General features: G+C 43.1%; 21 protein-coding genes. 7 read left to right on the forward strand and 14 right to left on the reverse strand.

Annotation, left to right across the window (positions count from 1 at the left end; genetic code table 11):
• Positions 1–174 precede the first annotated feature (174 nt).
• Positions 175–1,026, reverse strand: coding sequence for a phospholipase A (locus L2703_RS14510; RefSeq protein ID WP_428848664.1), 852 nt, complete (start codon positions 1,024–1,026; stop codon positions 175–177).
• Positions 1,027–1,308: 282 nt separating this feature from the next.
• Between L2703_RS14510 and cobA the strand changes: the two genes are divergently transcribed.
• Genes cobA through cysC form a run of 5 tightly spaced genes read left to right on the forward strand, consistent with a single transcriptional unit; the run spans position 1,309 to position 6,974 of the window.
• Complete coding sequence (cobA, locus tag L2703_RS14515; protein ID WP_248971798.1) at positions 1,309–2,124, forward strand: uroporphyrinogen-III C-methyltransferase; 816 nt, start codon at positions 1,309–1,311, stop codon at positions 2,122–2,124.
• A 54-nt stretch (positions 2,125–2,178) separates the two neighbouring features.
• Positions 2,179–3,087: a sulfate adenylyltransferase subunit CysD gene (gene cysD / locus L2703_RS14520; protein ID WP_248971799.1), complete on the forward strand. Its 909-nt coding sequence runs from the start codon at positions 2,179–2,181 to the stop codon at positions 3,085–3,087.
• A gap of 48 nt (positions 3,088–3,135) precedes the next feature.
• A complete protein-coding gene (cysN, locus tag L2703_RS14525; RefSeq protein ID WP_248971800.1) occupies positions 3,136–4,578 on the forward strand; it encodes a sulfate adenylyltransferase subunit CysN in 1,443 nt (480 codons plus the stop codon).
• 3 nt (positions 4,579–4,581) lie between these two features.
• Positions 4,582–6,306, forward strand: coding sequence for an SLC13 family permease (locus tag L2703_RS14530; protein ID WP_248971801.1), 1,725 nt, complete (start codon positions 4,582–4,584; stop codon positions 6,304–6,306).
• 44 nt (positions 6,307–6,350) lie between these two features.
• The gene (gene cysC, locus L2703_RS14535) at positions 6,351–6,974 is read left to right on the forward strand and encodes an adenylyl-sulfate kinase (RefSeq protein ID WP_248971802.1); all 624 of its coding nucleotides are present in this window, start codon (positions 6,351–6,353) and stop codon (positions 6,972–6,974) included.
• A gap of 93 nt (positions 6,975–7,067) precedes the next feature.
• On the opposite strand, the gene fliB is transcribed toward cysC, so the two are convergent.
• The 7 genes from fliB to yjjX all read right to left on the reverse strand — a co-directional run bounded on the left by fliB (position 7,068) and on the right by yjjX (position 13,649).
• On the reverse strand, positions 7,068–8,246 hold the full coding sequence (gene fliB / locus L2703_RS14540) for a flagellin lysine-N-methylase (RefSeq protein ID WP_248971803.1): 1,179 nt from the start codon (positions 8,244–8,246) through the stop codon (positions 7,068–7,070).
• Between the two features lie 46 nt (positions 8,247–8,292).
• Positions 8,293–9,474 carry a membrane dipeptidase gene (locus L2703_RS14545; RefSeq protein ID WP_248971804.1) on the reverse strand — a complete coding sequence of 394 codons (1,182 nt, stop codon included), beginning with the start codon at positions 9,472–9,474 and terminating at the stop codon, positions 8,293–8,295.
• Between the two features lie 25 nt (positions 9,475–9,499).
• Positions 9,500–9,961, reverse strand: a complete 462-nt coding sequence (gene csdE, locus L2703_RS14550) for a cysteine desulfurase sulfur acceptor subunit CsdE (RefSeq protein WP_248971805.1) — start codon at positions 9,959–9,961, stop codon at positions 9,500–9,502.
• A 37-nt stretch (positions 9,962–9,998) separates the two neighbouring features.
• On the reverse strand, positions 9,999–11,258 hold the full coding sequence (locus L2703_RS14555; RefSeq protein WP_248971806.1) for an aminotransferase class V-fold PLP-dependent enzyme: 1,260 nt from the start codon (positions 11,256–11,258) through the stop codon (positions 9,999–10,001).
• Between the two features lie 121 nt (positions 11,259–11,379).
• Entirely contained in the window at positions 11,380–12,420 is a 1,041-nt protein-coding gene (locus L2703_RS14560) for an NADP(H)-dependent aldo-keto reductase (protein WP_248971807.1), read from the reverse strand.
• A 154-nt stretch (positions 12,421–12,574) separates the two neighbouring features.
• Positions 12,575–13,087 carry a GNAT family N-acetyltransferase gene (locus tag L2703_RS14565; RefSeq protein WP_346347551.1) on the reverse strand — a complete coding sequence of 171 codons (513 nt, stop codon included), beginning with the start codon at positions 13,085–13,087 and terminating at the stop codon, positions 12,575–12,577.
• Positions 13,080–13,649 carry an inosine/xanthosine triphosphatase gene (gene yjjX / locus L2703_RS14570; protein WP_248971808.1) on the reverse strand — a complete coding sequence of 190 codons (570 nt, stop codon included), beginning with the start codon at positions 13,647–13,649 and terminating at the stop codon, positions 13,080–13,082. The genes L2703_RS14565 and yjjX overlap by 8 nt, the downstream gene beginning before the upstream one ends.
• Positions 13,650–13,903: 254 nt before the next feature.
• Here yjjX and L2703_RS14575 point away from each other — a divergent pair, with 254 nt between their 5' ends.
• Both L2703_RS14575 and L2703_RS14580 read left to right on the forward strand, forming a co-directional pair.
• On the forward strand, positions 13,904–14,707 hold the full coding sequence (locus L2703_RS14575; RefSeq protein WP_248971809.1) for a DUF4097 domain-containing protein: 804 nt from the start codon (positions 13,904–13,906) through the stop codon (positions 14,705–14,707).
• Between the two features lie 130 nt (positions 14,708–14,837).
• The gene (locus L2703_RS14580) at positions 14,838–15,626 is read left to right on the forward strand and encodes a ribonuclease H family protein (protein WP_248971810.1); all 789 of its coding nucleotides are present in this window, start codon (positions 14,838–14,840) and stop codon (positions 15,624–15,626) included.
• Between the two features lie 93 nt (positions 15,627–15,719).
• Here L2703_RS14580 and pepN read toward each other — a convergent pair whose 3' ends face one another.
• From pepN to L2703_RS14610, 6 genes are all read right to left on the reverse strand, one after another.
• Positions 15,720–18,383: an aminopeptidase N gene (gene pepN / locus L2703_RS14585; protein ID WP_248971811.1), complete on the reverse strand. Its 2,664-nt coding sequence runs from the start codon at positions 18,381–18,383 to the stop codon at positions 15,720–15,722.
• A gap of 77 nt (positions 18,384–18,460) precedes the next feature.
• On the reverse strand, positions 18,461–19,054 hold the full coding sequence (gene lpoB / locus L2703_RS14590) for a penicillin-binding protein activator LpoB (protein ID WP_188958353.1): 594 nt from the start codon (positions 19,052–19,054) through the stop codon (positions 18,461–18,463).
• Positions 19,055–19,102: 48 nt separating this feature from the next.
• Complete coding sequence (locus L2703_RS14595) at positions 19,103–20,476, reverse strand: COG3014 family protein (protein WP_248971812.1); 1,374 nt, start codon at positions 20,474–20,476, stop codon at positions 19,103–19,105.
• Positions 20,470–20,982 (reverse strand): peptide deformylase, encoded by a 513-nt coding sequence (gene def, locus L2703_RS14600; RefSeq protein ID WP_248971813.1) that lies wholly within the window; start codon positions 20,980–20,982, stop codon positions 20,470–20,472. Before def ends, L2703_RS14595 begins: the two co-directional genes overlap by 7 nt.
• A gap of 85 nt (positions 20,983–21,067) precedes the next feature.
• Complete coding sequence (locus tag L2703_RS14605; RefSeq protein WP_248971814.1) at positions 21,068–21,280, reverse strand: SlyX family protein; 213 nt, start codon at positions 21,278–21,280, stop codon at positions 21,068–21,070.
• 22 nt (positions 21,281–21,302) lie between these two features.
• Positions 21,303–22,274: a WD40 repeat domain-containing protein gene (locus L2703_RS14610; RefSeq protein WP_248971815.1), complete on the reverse strand. Its 972-nt coding sequence runs from the start codon at positions 22,272–22,274 to the stop codon at positions 21,303–21,305.
• Positions 22,275–22,292: the final 18 nt, after the last annotated feature.

A 22,292-nucleotide genomic window follows, 5' to 3' on the forward strand; every position in this document is an offset into this window, starting at 1 on the left:
GTCAATTCGCCTTGTTAGCAGAACAAATGACAAGCTTGAAAGTGAGAATGGGTAACATGTTGATTTTAAATAGTATAAGTTCATCCCTTATCCCGAGCTCAGGTTAAGTAACCTCGTGTTGCTTTAATAGCCAATAAAAAGGTGACCAGTTGGTCACCTTTTTACATGTTCCAATTACAGAATGTCATTTAACGCAATACCAATACCAATACGTTGGTTATGATGGTTGTAGTCAATAAGGCTTTCGCCGTAGCCATTAAAGTATTGGGTATACACACGCAAGTTACCGATAACCGGATAGCTCCAGGTAAACTCTACTGCACCACGATTGGGTGACTGGAGGTTGTTTCGCACTAACATCGTAAAGCGATGCTCATCTAATCCATAAACGCCAGTGAGTTCAAAATTACCCATATAGTCGTTAATATCTGGGTTGTCGTCGCCATCGGCTGAATTAGGCATTTCTTTCTCGTCTTCGGGAATACGCCACCATACTTTTAATCCTAGCGCGAATGGGCCTTTATCAAATACGGCACTGCCGTAAATGCGGTTCCAACTGCGAGATAATTCTGTCGTTTGGCCGTTCGATTGATGCACTAAGCCAAATCCTAAAAATGAGTTGGTAAAGCCACCAATTTTCCAATCGTTGTTAAATAGCATAAACACTTCTGGTTCATGGTTGGTTTCACGAAACGGTGATGACGCGTCTTGGTTGTAGACTTGCCAATAAGACTGATTAGTATAAGCAAAGAATAAATGGCCGTTATCGCCAAAAACGTTGTACCACACCGGAAATTTAAAACTGATTTGGAATTTGGCTTCTAATTTATCAATATCGATATCGTCGTCTGGGTATCTGGCTTCAAACGGAGAAGGATTGGTTCGGGTTTGGTAAGTGACTGGCAGTAAATAGTTGGCCTTGTGGGGCGTGAGCACAAAAGGCTTTTCTGAGGTTGCGAGCTCTTCTTTTACGCGTTCTTCTACTAGTGAATCTTCAGCTAATGTACTGTTGATACTCCCTAGCATTAACAGTGACATTCCAAGGTATTGAGTGATTTTCATCGTTGCATTATCCATTAGCAAAATTATCAGTTTGAATTCTTTGGCACACATTGTTATCAATTGTGCACCTTTTGTCGAACAAACTGCAAAATTGTCTGTTTTGCCGTTCAGGTTTGTCTGTGAATTACCTAATCGCCAAATAATCTTTATATTCTTTTTAGTTATAAAAACTAACTTTTTACTATTGTATATGGAATATGTAAACCGTTATATTTGATCCTAGTAAATTATCTTGAGGTAAATGTGATGGAATTAGTATCGATGCCGGGTCAAAAAGCCAAAGGCAAAGTATGGTTAGTTGGCGCAGGTCCTGGTGACGTTGAGCTATTAACCCTAAAAGCCTATCGCATTCTTAAACACGCTGACGCAGTGCTATATGACGCATTAGTGAGCCAGGATATTTTAGATCTTATTCCGAACAGCGCTGAAAAAATCGCAGTGGGCAAACGTGCGGGCAAACACAGCGCTGCTCAAGATGACATTAATCAACTGTTAGTGACCAAAGCGTATACCCGCAAAAATGTGGTGCGCTTAAAAGGTGGTGACCCGTTTATTTTTGGCCGTGGCGGTGAAGAGCTACAAACCTTAGTCGCCTCAGGCATCGCCTTTGAAGTTGTCCCCGGCATTACCGCGGCTAGTGGCACATCGGCCTATGCGGGTATTCCGCTGACGCATCGTGATTATGCCCAAGGTGTAACGTTTATTACAGGGCATTGCCAGTTAGCCAGTCGCCCAATGGATTGGCAAGGTTATGCCAACCCCAATAACACGTTAGTGGTTTATATGGGGATTTTAAATGCCAACGTTATCAGTGACGGACTGATTAATGCAGGAAGAAGTGCCGATACTCCTGTTGCTATTGTGTCAAAAGCGACGACATCATCGCAACAGCGCTTTATGGGTAAGTTAGGCGAACTTGCGCAGTTAGCCGCAGACCCCGCATTACAAATGCCAGCATTAATGATTATTGGCGAAGTGGTTGAGCTTGCAGACAGCTTAAACTGGTTTGAGCCCAACACAGTACAACAAGCAACCGATTTAGACGCAGCTAAAGCGCTGTAGTGACCAAAAATTAACCCGCTGTGTAAACAGCATATTAGGTAATGGAGAATTATCATGGCAGGCCGTTCGTTAAGCCATTTACAACAACTGGAAGCAGAAAGCATCCAGATCATCCGCGAAGTTGCCGCCGAGTTTGATAACCCTGTCATGATGTATTCGATAGGTAAAGACTCATCGGTGATGCTGCATCTTGCACGCAAAGCGTTTTATCCAGGAAAAATTCCATTCCCGTTATTGCATGTAGATACCGGTTGGAAATTTAAAGAGATGATCGCTTTTCGTGATGCCCAAGCAAAAGCATTTGGATTTGAGTTATTGACTCATACCAATCAAGAAGGGGTAGAGCAAGGTGTTGGCCCGTTTACCCATGGCAGTGCCAAACATACTGATATCATGAAAACTCAGTCTTTAAAGCAAGCATTAAACAAGTATGGTTTTGATGCCGCTTTTGGTGGTGCTCGTCGCGATGAAGAAAAGTCTCGTGCCAAAGAGCGAGTGTATTCGTTCCGTGATAAACACCATCGTTGGGACCCAAAAAATCAACGTCCTGAATTATGGCGTACCTATAACGGTGCAGTAAACAAAGGTGAGAGCATCCGTGTATTCCCGTTGTCAAACTGGACTGAATTGGATATTTGGCAATATATCTACCAAGAAAATATTGAAATAGTACCGTTATATTTTGCCGCCCCTCGCACTGTTGTGAATAAAGGCGGACAACTCATCATGAAAGATGACGACCGCATGCCAGTCGAAGAAGGTGATGTCGTGTCTGTTGAGCGCGTGCGTTTTAGAACTTTAGGGTGTTACCCATTAACGGCAGCGATGCCGTCTGAAGCAGACACGCTAGAAAAAATTATTGAAGAAATGTTGCTTACTCGCTCAAGTGAACGACAAGGTCGCTTAATCGACTCTGATCAAAGTGCGTCGATGGAGCACAAAAAGCGCCAAGGTTATTTCTAATTAACCCCGCGGGCAACGCCAATAGACTTAATTTGAGTGAGAGAGACAATGGATAAAGCAACAGCAAATACTGACCGCATGGCAGCAGAGATCCAGCTGCACGGCGTAAAAGAATACCTAGCCTTACAACAAAACAAAGGCCTATTACGATTTTTAACCTGTGGTAGTGTTGATGATGGTAAAAGTACCTTAATTGGTCGTTTATTACATGACAGTGCCCAAATTTACGAAGACCAATTAGCCAGCTTAAAAAATGATAGCGCTAAAATGGGCACTACGGGTGAAGCTATCGATTTAGCGTTATTAGTTGATGGCCTGCAAGCTGAACGTGAGCAAGGCATTACTATTGATGTGGCTTATCGTTACTTTTCTAGTGAAAAGCGTAAGTTTATTATTTCTGATACACCAGGCCATGAGCAGTATACCCGTAACATGGCAACAGGTGCGTCGACATGTGACCTAGCCGTTATTTTGGTTGATGCACGTTACGGCGTACAAACCCAAACTAAACGTCACGCGTTTATTGCCTCACTTCTTGGTTTGCGTCACTTTGTTGTTGCGGTGAACAAGATGGATCTCGTCGGTTTTGATCAAACTGTGTTTGATAAAATACAGGCTGATTTTGCGGATTTCGTAAAAGATTTTGGCGACTTAGATATTCACTTTGTGCCTTTATCAGCATTAAATGGCGACAACGTGGTTAATCGCAGTACGCAGTGTGATTGGTATCAAGGCAGCACATTACTCGAGCTATTAGAAACCATTGATACTCAGCGTGAACTCAGTGAGTTACCGGCGCGTTTCCCGGTACAGTATGTGTTACGCCCTAATCTCGACTTTCGTGGGTTTTCAGGCACGTTAGCATCAGGTGTGCTTGATGTAGGCGATGAAGTGGTGGCACTTCCTTCAGGTAAGCGCAGTAAGATTGAACGCATAGTGACATTTGATGGTGATTTGCAAGAAGCCGTAGCAGGCCAAGCTGTGACCATTACCCTTGAAGATGAAATTGATATTTCTCGTGGTGATTTGTTAGCGAAACCCGATAGCGCTCCAGAAATAGCTAATCATATTGTGGCAGACTTAGTGTGGATGGATGAAAAGCCATTACAAATCGGTCAGTTATACGATGTAAAGGTGGCGGGCAAAAAGACCCAAGCTGTTGTGAGTGAAATCGAATACGTAACCGATGTGAATACTCTTGAGCGCAGTGCTGCGACTACGCTGAGCTTAAATACCATTGCACGGGTTAAGCTAGATTTAACTGAGTCAATTGTATTAGATGCCTATAGCTTAGTGCGTGACACCGGCGGAATGATTTTAATTGATCGTTTATCAAATGCGACTGTAGCAGCTGTAATGGTGGTGAGTGGTCATCAAGGTGACAAGCAAACTAACACTGAGTTTAGTGCATTTGAAATTGAGTTTAATGCGTTAATTCGTAAGCATTATCCTCACTGGAATGCTCGTGATATTAGCATACTTGGAAAATAAATCATGAGCGAAATATGGTTGTTAGCGCTGGTATTGTTAGCATTGGTTGGTGGATTAGTTGCAGGTTTTGCTTCACCAGCCGCCATGTTTTTTTTCGCTTCTTTGTTGTGTTATATGCTCGGATTAGTCGAGCTAAGTCCATTGTTAGTTAATTTTACTAACAATGGACTAATAACCTTGGTATTGATTGTACTTGCTGCTACTGCGTTAGAGAAAACCTCTTTGTTAGGTAAGCTCAGCCAAGTAATTGGTAAAGGATCTTTGTTTACGACGCTTGCTAAGTTGGGAATATCGACCGCATTATTATCATCATTTACTAATAATACTGCGGTGGTCGCATCTATGATTAGTGTTGTGCGCCGTAACCAAGCGCATGCACCTTCTAAGTTGCTGTTACCATTAAATTATGCCGCTATTTTAGGTGGGACATTAACCTTAATCGGCACCTCGACTAACTTGATTGTTAATTCGTTTGTTGAAAACGCAGGGCTAAAGCCCCTTGGTTTTTTTGAGTTTTCTGTTGTGGGTGCGTTAGTGGTATTGGGTGGATTGGTTTTATTAACCATTTTAGCTAATTTTGTGCCGGATAGACGTGAAGAATCGGAAGATGAATCACTGCCTTATTTACTAGAAGCGCATGTGGCTAAAACATCAAGTTTAGTGGGTAAAAGCGTGATAGATAATCGCTTACGTGCACTAAAAAAACTCTATTTGGTTGAATTAGAACGTAGTGGCATTCGTATTTGCCCAGTGCCACCACAAATGGTGTTACAAGCCGATGATGTGCTGCGATTTAGTGGTGCTGTAGAGTCTGTTGAGTTACTGCATCAATTTGATGGTTTAGAGTGGTTTGGCAAGCAACACGCAAAAGGTCAAAACTTGGTTGAAGCCGTGCTAGCCCCGTCATCAAGTTTAGTGGGCACCACGTTAAAAGACTCTCGATTTCGTGAAGAGTATGATGCCGCCGTCATGGCGATTCGCCGTGGAAATATGCCGCTAAAAGGTGGCCTTGGCGATATCGTGTTGCAGCCAGGAGATGTATTACTGCTTACCCCCGGAGATCGTTTTTCAAAATGCCCAAATTTAAGCAGTGATTTTGCAGCAATTAGCGGTTTAGATCTCAATGTACGCCTAGATGAAAAGCGCGGGACATGGGTGTTAGCGGGTTTTGCGTTAACCATTTTAGCCAGTATTTTTGAATTACTCCCTTTAGCTAAAGGATTAGTGTTATTGCTGCTTAGTTATGTGGCGATTGGCGCGGTGTCCTTAACTGAGCTTAAGCGCCGATTCCCGTTAGAATTGGTGATTATAGTGGGTAGTGCCTTAGGCTTGGCCAATTTAATGGTGACGACTGGTTTAGCAGATCAGATGGCACAAAGCTTATTAAGTCTGTTTGATGGTTATGGTGTGTTTGCTGCCTTTGTTGGCGTTTATTTTATCACGTTGATTGTGACTGAGTTGATCACTAATAATGCCGCCGCCGCGTTAGCGTTCCCGGTTGCTTATGCAGTCGCGACAAGTTTTGGCGTTGATCCTCGTCCATTTATTATGGCTGTGGTGTTTGGTGCAAGTGCGAGCTTTATTTCTCCTTACGGTTATCAAACTAACCTTATGGTATACAACGCGGGTAACTATAAATTAAGCGACTTTGTTCGTTTAGGTTTACCGTTATCCATTTTGTATTCAGTCATAGTATTAATGGCCGTACCGTATTTTTTCCCGTTTTAGTATGAGTTTAATGCGGTGTGTATTGCCGTAAATCAGGAGCTGTTATGAGCAATATTGTTTGGCATCAACATTCTATAGACCAAGCTGCCCGAGGGGCACAAAAAGGCCAAAATCCAGTGTTGTTATGGTTTACTGGTTTGTCTGGATCAGGCAAGTCAACGCTTGCTGGCGCCTTAGAGAGAGCGTTATTTGAGCATGGCTTTCATACTTATTTGTTAGACGGTGATAACGTTCGTCATGGTTTATGTAAGGATCTAGGCTTTAGTCTCGAAGACCGTGATGAAAACTTACGTCGTGTCGGCGAAGTGGCTAAATTGATGGTGGACTCTGGTTTAGTGGTACTGTCGGCATTTATTTCACCAACCCGTGAAGAGCGTGATCGGGTTCGTGCTTTATTTCCACAAGGTCAATTTATCGAAGTGCACGTTTCTACGCCATTAAGTGTGTGTGAATCGCGTGATCCTAAAGGATTGTACGCAAAAGCACGTAAAGGCGAGATAGCTAACTTTACTGGTATTTCATCACCATACGAGGTGCCAGAGTCAGCTGAGTTAACCATAGACACCAGTAAAGGTGACCTTGAGACTCAAGTAAATGGTTTATTAGCTTATTTAAAAGCCATTGAGGTATTAAATCCTCCTAGGCAAATTGCCGGTGCGGGTATTTAAGGTTTAATGCGGCCTTAGTCGTAGCAATAAAAGGCTGATATTTGATTAAATATCAGCCTTTTATTATTTTTACATGTATCAGTAGCAGGCCTATTATGAGGTTTTAATTAAGCTCATAGATGCTGGGAGTGTTGTGAGGTTATATTCCGTTAAGATATCTTGTATACGCTCGCTGAATTTGGGTTTATGTTGCCTTACAACATGATAAACCTGAAAGCACTTAATTATATCATCTTGCGTTAATACTTTTTTGTTGTGGTATAAGGCACTGAGATAGCATCTGACCATAAAACAATCAATTACCAGTTGCTGAAAAACCTGCTCTGGGTTTTGCTCACTATGCATTGGAAAGTGATTATGGAACATGGAATAAAGTAAAAACTTAGTGAATATTTCATCAAAGTTGGCCACTTGTTTTTCGATCATTTCATTCCAAGTCGCGTTGATTGTTTCAATAGAGTAGTTATTTTCTTCATTACACAATGAGTTTACCGCGTCATTAATTGACATAAAACGAGGTCTTGTACTTCTTGAATGCATAGTGCATAACGCATCATGAATAGCGACAAACGTGTGGGTCTGAGATAATTCTGAATATGGAATCGTATCCAGTTGTTGTGAAACCATTCCTAATTGAGCCATGTGGGTGAGTTGTTGGTATCGATTATCAAGTTGTTCAATTTTGACTTTGTTGTTTTTTACTTCGTGACTTGTTTTAATTAATAAACCGATGGTAAAAATCGCTTCTTGCCAATGTAAGCCTGAATTTAATAATAAATCTAGACTGTATTCATATGATTTTTCTAACCAGGCTGGGCTGGGAGGAATCGCAGTTTTATTACCACTAGCATTTGCTGCAAACTGGAATGCTTCATCTTCAAATAAAACGATCCGAGTGACTTCTGGACAGGATAAATACAGGCTGTTGTATTTGTCTGGCCCAATAAATTGATCTCTTTTGGGGTAGGTTTTACAGGTGTGACTGAGAGCATCGACTCCGGCTTTAGCATGAATGTTGCAGAGTTTTTGTGGATTTAAAAATGGGCATCCACCGTTTTCATCTAATTTAATTACTGCCCATTCTGATTCACTGTCTTTTGTTTCGTGTAATGCAAAGGAAGCGATTTCTGCCAAGTATTTATTTGATAATGTTTTTTTATAACTCTGCTTATCAAATGTAATCATCCAATCGTTACAACAGCTGTCGGGACACTGTTCACCAATACAGTTAAATAAAGAAGTATATCCAGGCTTTATAATGAGATTTTCCATATCCACTCTTTTATATTATTTTACATGTTATAGGTCATTGTGAAGTTTATACCAATACTTTCTTGAGTACTCTTTGCCAGTTTCCGCCCATAAAACGATCGCGGTCAGATGATTTAAAGCGCGCTTTTTTGAGGGCGTCATCAATGCGGCTCATGCGGTCTATGTGGTTAAGCTCAGGGATAACAACATGCTTAGGCACTACGTCAAACCCTAATACGTTTTTACTTTGCAGGCTGTGCCACCAGTCAAGGTACTCTTTAACCCCTTCGCTGTTATTGTTATTGAGTGCTAATAGATTTTCTTGGCCGCGCAGAGGGAAGTCGTTGGCAACTGCGGCGCAGTCAACGCCACCGACTCTGGCCACGTATTCTATCTGTTTTATATAATCTTCAATGGTGGGGGGGGCATTGTTGGTGAGCCAAAAACTCATCATAAATACCCCAAAAACACCACCTGTATCGGCTACTGCTCTGATTACGTCATCTGATGAACAGCGCGCATGGTTGACAAAGTGTCTGGCTGCGCCATGACTCAGTACGATTGGAGATTGACTTGCCTTAGCGGTATCAAGCGCGGTTTGTTCGCTTGAGTGACTCACATCGATGAGAATATTTTTTTGATTAAGCGCTGCGATGAGCTCACGACCAGCATCAGTAAGAGGCTTATTGACACCCTGGTTGCCATTGTTGTCTAGTGCACCACCTGCGAAACGATTGCCGTAGTGATGGGTGAGTTGTAACACCCGCAATCCGTGCTGATGCAGAGAGTCGAGTTGTGGCCAGAGTGAAGGCTTACCCTTTGTGACAATAGCGTCGGCTTCGACACAATCAGCACCCTGAATTTGAAAATATACCGCCGTGCGTTGTTGTGCCCGAGCGTTATCGATATCAGCCCCCGTAAGGCCTTGTAAATAAACCTCTGGATTGTCGGTAACGGTTTTGGCTGCTTGTTGAATGCTGTTAAAGCACGCTTTGTAGGTGCGTTTATAATTTTTAGTGCCATCGCTTTGTTCGATAGTTTCAATGGCGGAAATATCGGCGATAAACGCATCGAGTTTGGAGGCTTTAACATCATTGATGTCGTTAGGCAGAAATGACAGTCCGTCAACATAAAGGCGGCGAGATTTGGCAGCCCAGGCAGGAAGCGTACAAAATGGGCTTAATAATGTGGCTGCTCCAAGGCCTTTTATAATGTGGCGGCGTGTTGGGTTGCAGACTTTTAGGGGCATTATTATTCCTTAAATTTGCTGGGCATTAAGTGATGTTGCCTTGGGCATAATGTTTGATTGCGCTGGCCAATGCGGCAAGTCCATTGGTACGGGACGGACTGAGTTGGCCGCTTAATCCTAATGAGTCGAAGCAATGATGCACATCAAACTGAGTAATTTGCTCAGTAGTTTTACCTTGGTTAGCCACCAATAAAATAGCAATCAGTCCTTTGACGATTCGTGCATCGCTGTCGGCAAGGTAAAAATGTTGGCCATTTTGTTGATGATGGTATAACCAGGCCTGGCTTTCACAGCCTTTAACCTGCGCATCTTCTTGCTTTAAGTGGTCAGGCAGTTTGGGCAGTTGCTTGCCCAGTAGCATGATTTGTCGATACTTATCTTGCCAGTTATTCGCTTGTTCTATTTGATTTACAGCTGCAATGAGTTCAGCAGGTAACAAGGTAAATAACTGACTATCGGGCGTATTTTTTGTACTTATTTGTGTCATTAACTGTGTTGTCTCATAAAGCGTGGGTATTGCCAAGTTATAACAGTAACTCTTTTACCGTATTTAACGCATGAATAAATTGATCAATATCGTGCTTATTAGTATAGATGCCAACAGAGGCGCGGCAACATCCGCTTAATTTAAGTTGGCTCATCAATGGCATAGCACAATGATGCCCGCATCGAATCGCAACTGCCTGTTGATCTAATAAAATGCCTACGTCTTGATGGTGTTCATTGGCTACATTAAATGCAACCGAGCCGATATTGGATTGGCTATTATCGTTGCTAACGCCGTACAAGGTAATATCACCAAGGTTGAGCAGTTGTTGTTGTAAATACCGCATTAATTGTTGCTCATGCGCCTTAATTTGCTCACGCGGTAAGCCTTGTAAAAATGTGATTGCGGCGCCTAAACCGATAACCTCAGCAATGGCGGGAGTGCCCGCTTCAAGCCTGTTTGGCAGTTCACCATATTCAGTACGATCAAAGCTAACGGTTTTGATCATTTCGCCACCGGTCAGCATGGGCGTTAATGTGTTTAGTTGTTCAAAACGGCCGTACAAAATACCGACACCTGTTGGGCCATACATTTTATGACCTGAAAACACATAAAAATCGCAATCCATTTGTTGGACGTCAATCTCTAGGTGGGCAACCGCTTGGGCACCATCGACTAAGGTTAATGCTCCTGCATTTTTTGCCATGGCGATTAAGTCGATAATGGGGTTGACTGTGCCCAGTGCATTCGACACATGGCATAAGGCAATTAGCTTTGGTTTGGCTTGCAGTAGCTGCTCATAGGCATTGATATCAAGTTGGGCGTCAGCGGTAAGTGGTATGGGTTTAATGATGGCCCCAGTACGTTTAGCGAGCTCTTGCCAGGGCACGATATTGGCATGATGTGCTGCGGTGTCGATTAATATTAAATCGTTTGGTTGTACTTGTGCTGTTAAGCCGTATGCCACCATATTGATCGATTCTGTGGTGCCGTGAGTAAAAATAACCTCTTGCTGGTGCTTGGCATGAATAAAATGCGCGACTTGTTGACGAACGGCTTCATATTGCTGAGTTGCACGGGTTGATAATTGGTGTGCTGCGCGGTGCACATTGGCATTGTTGAGTTGATAATACTCAGTCATCGCATCAATCACTGCCTGCGGTTTTTGGCTGGTTGCAGCGGTATCGAGATAGCATAACGGATGATCGCCAATGGTCTGCTTAAGCGTAGGGAATTGATCGCGAATGGCTTGATGATCATAAAAATCAGCAGACGATAATGACGGGTTAGGCTTCATAAATACGGGTTTCTTCGCTAAAAATAAAAGGCATCAAGATCTTCAGTGATCTTGATGCCTAATGCAAGGTTTTGTGGCTATTGCTGTTTGTGAGCCTGTATTGGCGACTTTTTGCTGGCTATTAAGGGCAAGGAAAACGATACAGGGCTGACAGTTCGTTAATTCTTGTTATTAATTCAGCTGACAATGTCACTTTATGACTGTCGATGTTTTGCTTTAGCTGATGTAAGTCAGTTGCGCCGATAATGTTAGCGGCAACAAATTTACGGCTATTAACAAACGCTAACGCCATCTCGGTTGGTGACAGGTTAAATTCACGCGCCAAATCGATATACGCTTGGGTTGCCTCTAGTGCCACTGGCGTACTGTTATACCGTGCAAACCGTTTGTATACCGTGAGGCGTGCACCTTCTGGCCATTGATCGTTCTCGTATTTACCCGTTAATGTACCAAAAGCCAATGGCGAATAAGCCAGTAATGGTACATTTTCACGATGGCTAATTTCAGACATGGCAATCTCGTAACTGCGATTGAGCAAGTTATAGGGATTTTGCACACTCACAATACGCGGTAAGTCGTGTTTTTCTGCCAACTTAAGGTATTTCATAAAGCCCCATGGGGTTTCGTTAGAAATGCCAATATAACGCACTTTACCTTGTTTGATGACTTCTGCGAGCGCTTCAAGGGTGTCTAAAATAGGCGTGTAATGTTCGTCTTCATCGTGCTCATACATCATCTGACCAAAAAAATTGGTATTTCGGTCAGGCCAATGCACTTGGTATAAATCGATGGTGTCGATTTGTAAGCGACTTAATGAGTCATCTACAGCTTGATGTACATTCCGCCAGTCTAGCGCCATGTTGTCGCGAATATAGTCGCCTTTACCCCCAGGTGCAGCAATTTTACTGGCAATAACCAGCTCGTCACGATTACCTTGGGCTTTGAGGTAGCGACCTAAAATGCGCTCGGTTTCACCTTGAGTATCAGCTTTCGGTGGCACGGGATACATTTCGGCAGTATCAATAAAGTTAACGCCTTGGCCAATGGCATAGTCAAGTTGAGCGAAAGCTTGTGCTTGGGTATTTTGTTCGCCCCAAGTCATGGTCCCGAGGCAAATTTTACTGACCTCAAGGCTTGAATGTCCAATACGTTGATATTCCATTATCTTCCTCCTATGGAATGTGCTTAATCTGAGGCTACCAAGCTTTTGCATCCTTGCAAAGCGCTATCAAGTTGTTGCAATAAGACTGGTTAAAAAGTGTGCTAATTACACCATTGCGCAATGGTATGACATCTTGCGGGGCATGTTTTGTTTGTTATAGGCTCATTATCATGGCGATTTCGCAGGCATCGTGGCCCGTTTGCCCTAAATGCTGGCAGTGGGTAAAGCCGAGTTTTTCATAGAGTGCTAATGCTTCAACTAATACGGCTGTTGTTTCTAAATACATGAATTGATAACCATGCTGTTTAGCAAACTCAATACATTGACGGGTGAGTTTTTTGGCCATGCCCTGGCCGCGAATCGCGCGGCTAAAATACATTTTTTGTAGCTCACATACGCCGGCATTCCCTGCAAGTGCAGCAACGCCTGCGCCGCCAACCACTTTACCTTGGTATTCAATCACCCAATATTGTGCGTCTTGTGCTTGATAAACTTCACTTAAACAGTCGAGGGTTTTGTCTGCAACGCTAAAGCCTTTGTCTGGGGTTAAGCCGTATTCTGCCGACACGTCACGGATAACCGCGGCTATTGCAGCATCATCTTGTGGTGTGAGTGGGCGGATCATGGCATCGACGGTATAACGTGTTGTACTAGGTTGATCAGTCATTAAATAATTCCGCGTTAATAAAGGGGGTCATGGCCAGTAGCAGCGCCTGGGTATAAATGCTTTCGCGGGTGGCTAAACCTTGTGTGAGAAGGCCTATCGCACCGCCTTTTTGTTTTATATTTTGAGTGCTAAACATGCGGTCCATTACGTGGCCCAGTTCTTCGCCAGCGGCTAATGCTGCATAGACCTTTTCTGGTAAGGGTAGGTTGGCGCTGCGACCTACAGATAGGGTGTCATGACTGATAATGGCCATATAAGCAAATGTGGCAGGGCCATGTTCAAATTGGTCTACGCCGCCTTCCATTGCCACATAAAAGTCGGCAGGTTCAGCCTGTTGTTGGCAGTATTTGGCACGGTTTATGGCACCCAATTTGGTTTCTGCTTCTGTCATGGGTTGCTCTGCCACTTGCGAGGGAGCATGCATACCCTGACAGTGTATCGTGCTGCTTGGGAAATACTGGGAAATGGCATTTTTGGCGGCATTTATTTTTACCGGATTGGTAGAGCCGACAATGATATTAATCTGGTGAGGATGATTGTGTTGTGTTGTGGTGGTTGTCATAAGCCGCCGTTGCTATTTTATTGAGTGGTTATAGTGGTGATATTAACCACTTTGTGTTGTTTTAGATGATTTTTTACATTTTTAGCTCAATGAATATGATCATTGAATAGTTATAAAGTTCTATAAAACATAAGCTTACAGTGTTGGTATGAAATCTGCTTAGTGTTTGCTATCAAGGTGATGATATGTATTTGCGACTAACCTTACGTATCAGCCTATTTTATTTCGAACTTCTTATAAAAGGAATTTAACCTATGTCTATTCGAATTGCGACCATTAGCCTAACAGTCGGTTTAGTATTAGGCGCGACTATTTTTGGTGCGTCATACACTGAAGCGGAATCGATATTTTCGTTATCGGATTCTGCAAAGACAAATGCAGAACTAGCACATACCCAACAAAAAATGACCCTAGACAGTCAATCACTACACCAATTAGTGGCGAATACCGGCGCGGGTCAATTAACCGTAAAAGGGGTTGAGGGACAAACACAAATTGAGGTCACTGCCGACATTTATACCGATAAAGACAGTGACGATGTTGAGATTGAATTAACCCTAAACAAGCAAGGCGATAATGCCATGTTTGTTGCCGATATTCAGTCTGACGGTTTTATGGAGCAATCTCCGTTTATTGATGTGTTAATCACGGTTCCGACTGGGTTAGCGTTAGATATTACCGACGGCTCTGGCTCGATTACGATATCCGATGTAGCGGCTAATATTAAGCTTAAAGACGGTTCGGGTAGTATTGTGATGCAGAAGGTCGGTGCTGTGACCTTAGCTGATGGTTCTGGCTCGATTAACATGAAAGATGTCAATGGCGATGTAACATTACAAGACGGCTCTGGTTCTATCAGCATCTCACAAGTGGCCGGTGATATTGAGGTGAGCGATGGTTCTGGTTCGATTAATATCGATCAGGTTAATGGTAAAGTAACCATTAGTGATGGTTCTGGTGGCATTAATGTCAGCAACACGAAAGGGCTTGAGATTGTGAGCGCAGGCTCTGGCGGGGTCAATCATCAGCATATCGATGGACCGATTATCGTCAACTAGTCGTTTGGTGTTTCGCCTTAGATTGATTTGGCTAAACAACCAGCAAAACCTGCTTATCTTGCAGGTTTTGTTTTTATGGCCCAATGAATCATGGCATGATGCGACATTGATTTGGCAAGGATAAACCACAATGGCAAAGAAGTATTATGTAGTTTGGACAGGGCGAGAAACGGGTATTTTTACCAGTTGGGATGTGACTAAACGTTCTGTTGATAAGTTTCCTCAAGCTAAATACAAATCATTTGCTACAGAAGCTGAAGCAAAAGCGGCTTTTGCAAAGTCGCCTAACAGCAGTATTGGGCGTGCAGCGGTTAAGCCTTCTGCTGCATCATCAAAGCCTGTTGGCCATAAGGGCAGTAACTCAATAAAAACCCTAAGTGATAATCAAGTGGTATTGAGCCAGTATGAAGTGGTGATTTACACCGATGGCGGGTGTGAACCCAATCCGGGTAAAGCGGGCTCTGGTATCGCCTTGTATCATCAAGGCCAGTTGGCGCAGTTATGGTTTGGCTTATTTAATCCAAATGGTACCAACAATACCGCAGAATTAAACGCCTTGTATCAAGCCTTACTGATGGCAAAAAACGCCATTGAACACGGCCAAACGGTTTGTATTATGAGTGACTCGCAATATTCGATTAATTGTATTTGTGAGTGGGCTTACGGTTGGAAAGCTAAGGGCTGGACTCGCAAAGGCGGTGATATCGCAAACCTAGATATGATTAAACACGCGCATGAGTTGTATGAAATCATTAAAGACAAGATCAGTATTAAACATGTTGCTGCGCACACAGGTATTGAAGGTAACGAGTTGGCCGATCGCATGTCAATTTATGCCGTTGATCAAGCCCACATAGCTTTTAGCCAGTATCAACCGCCGTTAGACATCAGTAAAATATTGGCATTACGTGCGGGTTAACATTTATAGAACCATTTCGTCTCTGGGACTGTGTCTTACCGTACAACATAAAAAAGCCGGATGACTCCGGCTTTTTTATTAATTCACTTCAGGTTAATTCAGCATTTGCTTAATATTGATGCAGCGCTGCTCTTGTTGGCGCGCTTCAAGTAGTGCGCGCCGAGTTAAGGCCGATAAACTGGTCTGGCGATTGAGTACGTGGCTAATGGCATCAATATTAGATGAGCTACAATCCATCGGAATAAGCTGGGCAGCAAAACTGCGCATAAACACCGGCCCTTTATCATCCATTAAGGGTAAATTAGCAAAGCGTTGTTCAGCCGTCGCCGCGCTGAGTAACTTTTGTTCGGCAGGGTAAAGGTTGTACATTGCCACTCTAATTTTTGAAAATGCCATATTGTCATTATGTTCAATCCTATTTAACCATTGGCGTTTAAGCGCGGATTCTGGACGGATCACCTCTGCTGCGATTGCTGCTTTCTCCCCTGAGTCAGACTGATCAAGGCGTTTTTCTGCTGCCAGTAATGCATGGGCATCACCGTAATCATAACGATTTAGCTGACGGATCATGGCCCAGCGTAAGTCTTGATCAATCGTCAAACCTTTAATGTGGCTTTTGTTTTTGAGCAAAGATTGAATGTGCTCCAGGGCATCTCCGTGGCTTGATAAGTTGATGTAAGCATCAAACCAGCGACGTTGAAAGTCGCGGTTACGGTAATGTTCCATGCTCATTCTAAGGCTCATTTGGCTGAGCGCTTTAGAGATTTTGCTGTTGTAACTGCTATGCATAGGTGCCATTAAGTCGAGATAGTTTTTGGCTCGTTGCATGTTATCAAGGACCTGACCTAATATGGTGTAATCCTTTTCTAATGGGGCATTGATGAGCACAATGTTGATAAATTGCTCCATCGATGTTTTACCATCAACCACACTGTCCCACATACTTTGCCATAACATTGAGCGCAATAATGGGTCGCTAACCAGGTTCAATTGCTGTTTAGCAGTTGTAAACGATTTTTGATCCAGTTCGACTTTAACAAATCCCCAGTCATCATAGTTTGGGTACACTAAATCAGGACAGATTTCCCCAATCAGTTCATTAATTTCGGTGTAAGCCCCTTTATAGGTTACGGCATGGGATTGTTGCATTTCTAAACCGTAACGATGGGTGTTAAATAAACCTATTTGCACTCGCTGTTCGCGCAGTGTTGGGTGTTGGCTATCTTCTGCGGTTTGTATCAGTGCAAATGAGTCTATTTGATTACCTTGGCAGGTGTATTGTGCCTTAATGGTGTTGACGCCTGCGGCATATAACCACTCTTTAGTCCACTGCGACAAATCGCGACCACTGGCTTTGGCCAAACTGTTGATAAAGTCATCAAGCTCGGCATTTTTATAACTGTATTGTTGTAAATATTGACTCACACCACGACGGAACGTTTCTTCGCCCAGTAAATGCCTGAGCTGTTTAATGGTAGAAGCCCCTTTTTGATAGGTAATGGCATCAATGTTGTCAAACGCATTTTGGCTGGTGGGCACTGGCACCTCAATGGGGTGAGTGGTCACTAGGCTATCTTGATGGTAAGCCGCTTGTTTGCCTGAGGCGTAAAAAGTACGCCATGCATGACTAAACTCAGTCGCTTCGCTGGTGGCTAAGGTGCCCATAAATGACGCAAAACTTTCGTTTAACCATAAGCCATTCCACCATTTCATGGTGACTAAATCACCAAACCATTGGTGAGCCATTTCATGCATGATAACCCCAGCTAAACGCTCTTTTTGTTCGGCGGTCATTTGGGCATTAAATAAGAAACGATCTTCGGAAAACGTAATTGCACCGGCGTTTTCCATTGCGCCGTATAAAAAGTCTGGTACTAATACCTGGTCGTACTTTTTAAATGGATAGTCAATGCCAAAGTAACGATCAAAAAATGCTAAACCTTGTTTGGTATAGGTAAACCAATCTTGTGGTGTGACTTGATCTGCCACTGATTGGCGTGAGAATAGGCGCATTGGGTAACGCCCTGAGTTGTCTTCCCACACTTTATACGGGCCAGCGTGCATCGAGAAGTTATAGGGGCTTAATTTGGGCGTAACAGGGAAAGTCCACAAGTTGGTATCGCCTTGATCGACCACATTGGTTTCACGCATGGCGCTGATAACTTGCCAGTCTTTTGGTGCATGTACATTAATTTGGTAAGTGGCTTTTAAGTCGGGTTGATCAAACACGGCAAACATTTGTTGTGCCGCAGCTGGCTCAAAATGTGAGTACAAGTAAACATTGTTGTCTACTGGGTCAACAAAGCGATGTAAGCCTTCACCGTTAGTGCTGTGCTCGCGGGTAAATTCAACGACCACAGTGTTGTTGCCACTGACCAATAAACTTTGGTTAATGACGATATAAGCGCCGTTGTAGTTAGGGTAAACCTTGGTGCCATTAATGCTAAATTGTTTAATGTTAGCTTTATTAAGATCGAGTGTTAATGACTTAGGCACACTGCTTAGGTCGAAGTGTACTGTCGAAATAGCGCTGAATTGACTGTGTTCACTTAAAAAGAAGGTTAAATCATATTGCACATTGGAGATGACATTAGCACGAGCTTGCGCTTGTACTTGACTGATGTATGCCGAACCGTCACGTTGTAATGATGAGGTTGAAAGCGAACTACTGCAGCTGAACAAACTGGCACAGCATAATGCAACAAAACTGGTTTTGATAACCCGTGGACTAAACAATTCAGTGGATAACAATTTCACGTTAGTGTTCCTAACTTATTATTGGGTGTATGAAAAAGCCGACATCAATGTCGGCTTTATTGCTATGTGCTTGAGTATTACAAGCCCAAAAATGACTTCGATTTAACCTTGCGGATTTCTTTTTCGTCAGACCATTCAATTAAGCCGGTTTCTAAATCCATTAAACGCATGGTCATTTTATAATAGACGTCTTTGGTGCTGCCATCTTGCTTCACAATGCTTGATAGGTTGCCATAAAGCATATACTGCGCGCCAATTTGACGGCCAAATTTAATGGCGGTTGTAGGGTCTACCATGCCAGCATTATTTTGGTAATCTAATTGTTTACGTACGGTATCCACTTTTGTCATGTCGATAAAACGAAATTTACCAGAGCGCAGCAACTTGTTGCTGATGGTGTCAGTGACAGACTCGGTATCAATATGTTCTGAGGTTTTGTTTTTAATTTTATCGACAAAAATAATTGGACGATTATTTTGGGTAATAACAACCACAGGTGGGAATGTCATCATGCTGTCGACCATTTTAGCGGCAATGTCTTGCAGGTCCGTTGAGCCAAAGTTTTCGTTAACCGTTTCGACTTCAGTGGCGTCGCCGTACTCTACTTTAGATTGACAGGCACTTAGCCCTATCACTGCGGCTAACACAAATATCAGTTTCAAGTTTTTCATAATAAATTCCATTGGTGATGAGTGACAGTTGATAAGGGTTATCATCTATTAGATGATTATCGAATAAAAACGGGTACGATTTCCAGTCTCTATTGCCCAAATTATTGTTGTACGGTTCGGTTTTACTTCAATTTTGACATTTTGGCTGTTATTTAGGCGTATATCGTAGGTGCCAGCATCGATAAACTGCTTTGCTATTTGTGCTTGGCGTGGCAAGGTTAACCAGCTACGACGGTCTGCTTGTTCGCTAATCACGTTGAAAATTTGCATCACAAGCGCACCCGCATCAACTTGATTGTTTGCCCGCCTGCTACCACTTTGCACACTTTGATTTAATTCGTATTTGGCATAAATTCTTGCCGCTTGGCGAAATAACGCACCAGGCAAATCTTCTTTTAACGCATTGATGGCAAGCGCGCTGATATTGGCAATATTTTGCGCTTCTACATTTTCTTCACCTAACCCGTGAATGAGGCTGGTTGAATTGAGATACGGCTGAGGTTGGTATGTGGCTAGCGATGCACTTTGTATGTTGCCATTGATTGGAAATGGTACAGTAATACTTTGTTTTTCAGGTACAAAGTCTCGCTCAACAATCAATATGACTTGGCCTTGCTGTTCGCCAGGTAAAACGGTATCTCCCCATCGCTGTTTAAATTCGTCATATTGAGGCATGGCTAATTGCTTTGCTAAACGTACCAAATCCTGTTGCAAATAACGGTTGTCTGGGGTGATTTGTGCCGCTTTACGGTAATCGATAAATGCGTCATTAGGTTCGTTAGCTAACTCGTGCAATAAGCCTGTAATATAATAACTGTATGCATTTAAAAATGAACTTGTTACCGTCCCAGCTGATTGACCCAATTGTGCCATTTGCGCATCGATGGTGCCATTAGCCATATTTTGCACCGACTTTTGCGATTGTTGATAACGCGCTTGCTCCATGCTTTGCAACTCGTTACTGCGGCGTACTTCAACTAGGGCACCTTGTGTGTCGCCACTAAATAAATAATTTAATGCTTGATACTGGTGCACCATAATTCGCTCGTAACCGGGGCCGCGATAAGGTATTGCATTGTCGTTTAATAATAAACTGCTTGCACCTGAGCCGAGCTTGCTGGCACTGATAATGGCTTTATCGTCAAAGGCCTGATATGCCGAAATCGCTTGTTGATAATAGGTTTTACTGCGCTCAAAATCGCCAGCAACTTGCATAATTCGTCCCGACTCTTGCGCATAGAGTAAGCCGTCATTGCTGTTAATATTGTCTGCTAATTCACTAATATTTGCCGTGGGCGTGTCGCTGTTTAACGCTTGCTTATGTGGCGCAATTTGTGAGGGGTAATTAACAAAAACACTGTTATAAGCACAGCCTGTTAATCCAAACAGCAGCGATAATGATATAGACAGTGATTTTAGCATGGCATCACCTCGGGTTGCGGCGACATTAAGCAAGTCCGCTCAAGCAAAGTAATGCCTTGTAAGTGATCATATTCATGTTGGAAAATACGCGCCACAAAGCCCTGTAATACTTGTTGTTGCAGTTGCCCGTCAAGCGACTGGTATTGCACTTCGATTTGACTGTGCCGCGCAATACTTAGGCGTTTTCCTGGGATGGACAGGCAGCCTTCAATACCCATTTCTGTGGCAGAAGACGCTGACAAAATTTTAGGATTAATCACCACTGTTGGCACCATTACTGGGGCGTCAGGATATCGCTCGTTTGGGTTGGATGCCATGATAAACATTGCGGCGCGACTAAACACTTGTGTGGCTGCAATACCCACGCCGTTTGCTTGCTGCATGGTCAATAACATTTTATGGGCTAATGCCGCTAAATTATCATCAAACACCGTCACAGGAGTCGCTGTCAGTGTGAGGATTTCGTCACCTGTTTTGGCTATTGTGAGGTACTGATTTGGATGCATGCTTGCCTGCTAATTCTCATTTGAATAAATAATCGCTATTTGCCAGAGATTATATCGTGTTTTTAACCTGTTTTTGTAAGCTATATTAATAGTGTGGCGGCGGTGTTTCATCAGCTTGAGAGGCCATGTTACTTGGCTCCATCGCCTGCATTTTACTTACCATTAGTATCATTTGCTGTTGTTGTCTGGCAACTAATGTATTGAGTTTAATCACTTCTTGGTTCAGATCTTCTATCATGACTTCTTGAAACGATAGTTTCATTTCAAGGTCGTCTATCTTTTGCAAAATGTGCTCCATGTATACCTCTAAATTAGGGTTGTTACTGCTGCCAATATTCAATTAAACCTTGGCTACTTATACTGACAATGGTGCCTTGTGGGGTCATTGCGGCAGAGTATACTACAGCGCCTCTGTTTTGGGTGTTTTTACTCAGTTGTACTTGCCAGTGACCTAGGGCTTTACCAGAGTTTATTTGCCATAAAAATAGTTCTTTAGACGGTGTGCCAGTCAGTAGTTGCTGATCATTTTTGACAAAACGCGCTGAAGAGAAGTTCATTTGCCTGCGAACGATATTTAACTGGCTGACTTTACTTCCACTTATGGATTGCCATATTGCTGCATTACCGGTGATATCAGCGGCAAAACTTAAACTGCCACTATGATTAATGAGTACTTTGGTTATTCGTGAGCCCAATTGCCACTGCTGTATAGGCTGCCCAGTTTGGCTATTCCATAGCATGACTTTGCCATCATTACCGCCTGTTAGTGCCGTTTGACCATCGGCAGAAATTGATACGCTATTTACCTTTTCCTGGTGGCCTAAAAATTGAATTAAGCGATTTTTTTGTGGTGATAATGACATTACTGAACCATCAACAAGGCCCACTAGTGTTTGGCCATTATTGGCGATAGCAACACTTTGAGCGTAAGAGGGCAGTGACCACCAACCGACAGAACTGCCGTCATCTAAACGCCAAATGGCTAATGAATTATGGCTAATGGTTGCGGCAAAGGTGTTATTGGCAGACATCGCCGTATCAATAACATTACTGGTGTCGTCTTTTTTTCCTTGAAGCCACTGGTAAGACATACTGGGGCCTGTGAGGTCCCATACTTGTACACCATTATTAGCGGTGCTCACTAATGCTAATTGAGCATTGTCAGATAGGCTGGCACTGTAACTGGCATCGGTGGTAATTTCGATGACTTTATTTGGTGCAGGTTGGCAAGCAGATAAACACCATACGCACAGCCAAGTTGAGCAAAAAAGCAGCATTGAACCCTGTGTCATGAACTTGCCCCTTGAATT

Origin of the sequence: Shewanella basaltis (genome assembly GCF_023283885.1) — a bacterium.
GTDB classification, from domain to species: Bacteria; Pseudomonadota; Gammaproteobacteria; order Enterobacterales; family Shewanellaceae; genus Shewanella; species Shewanella basaltis.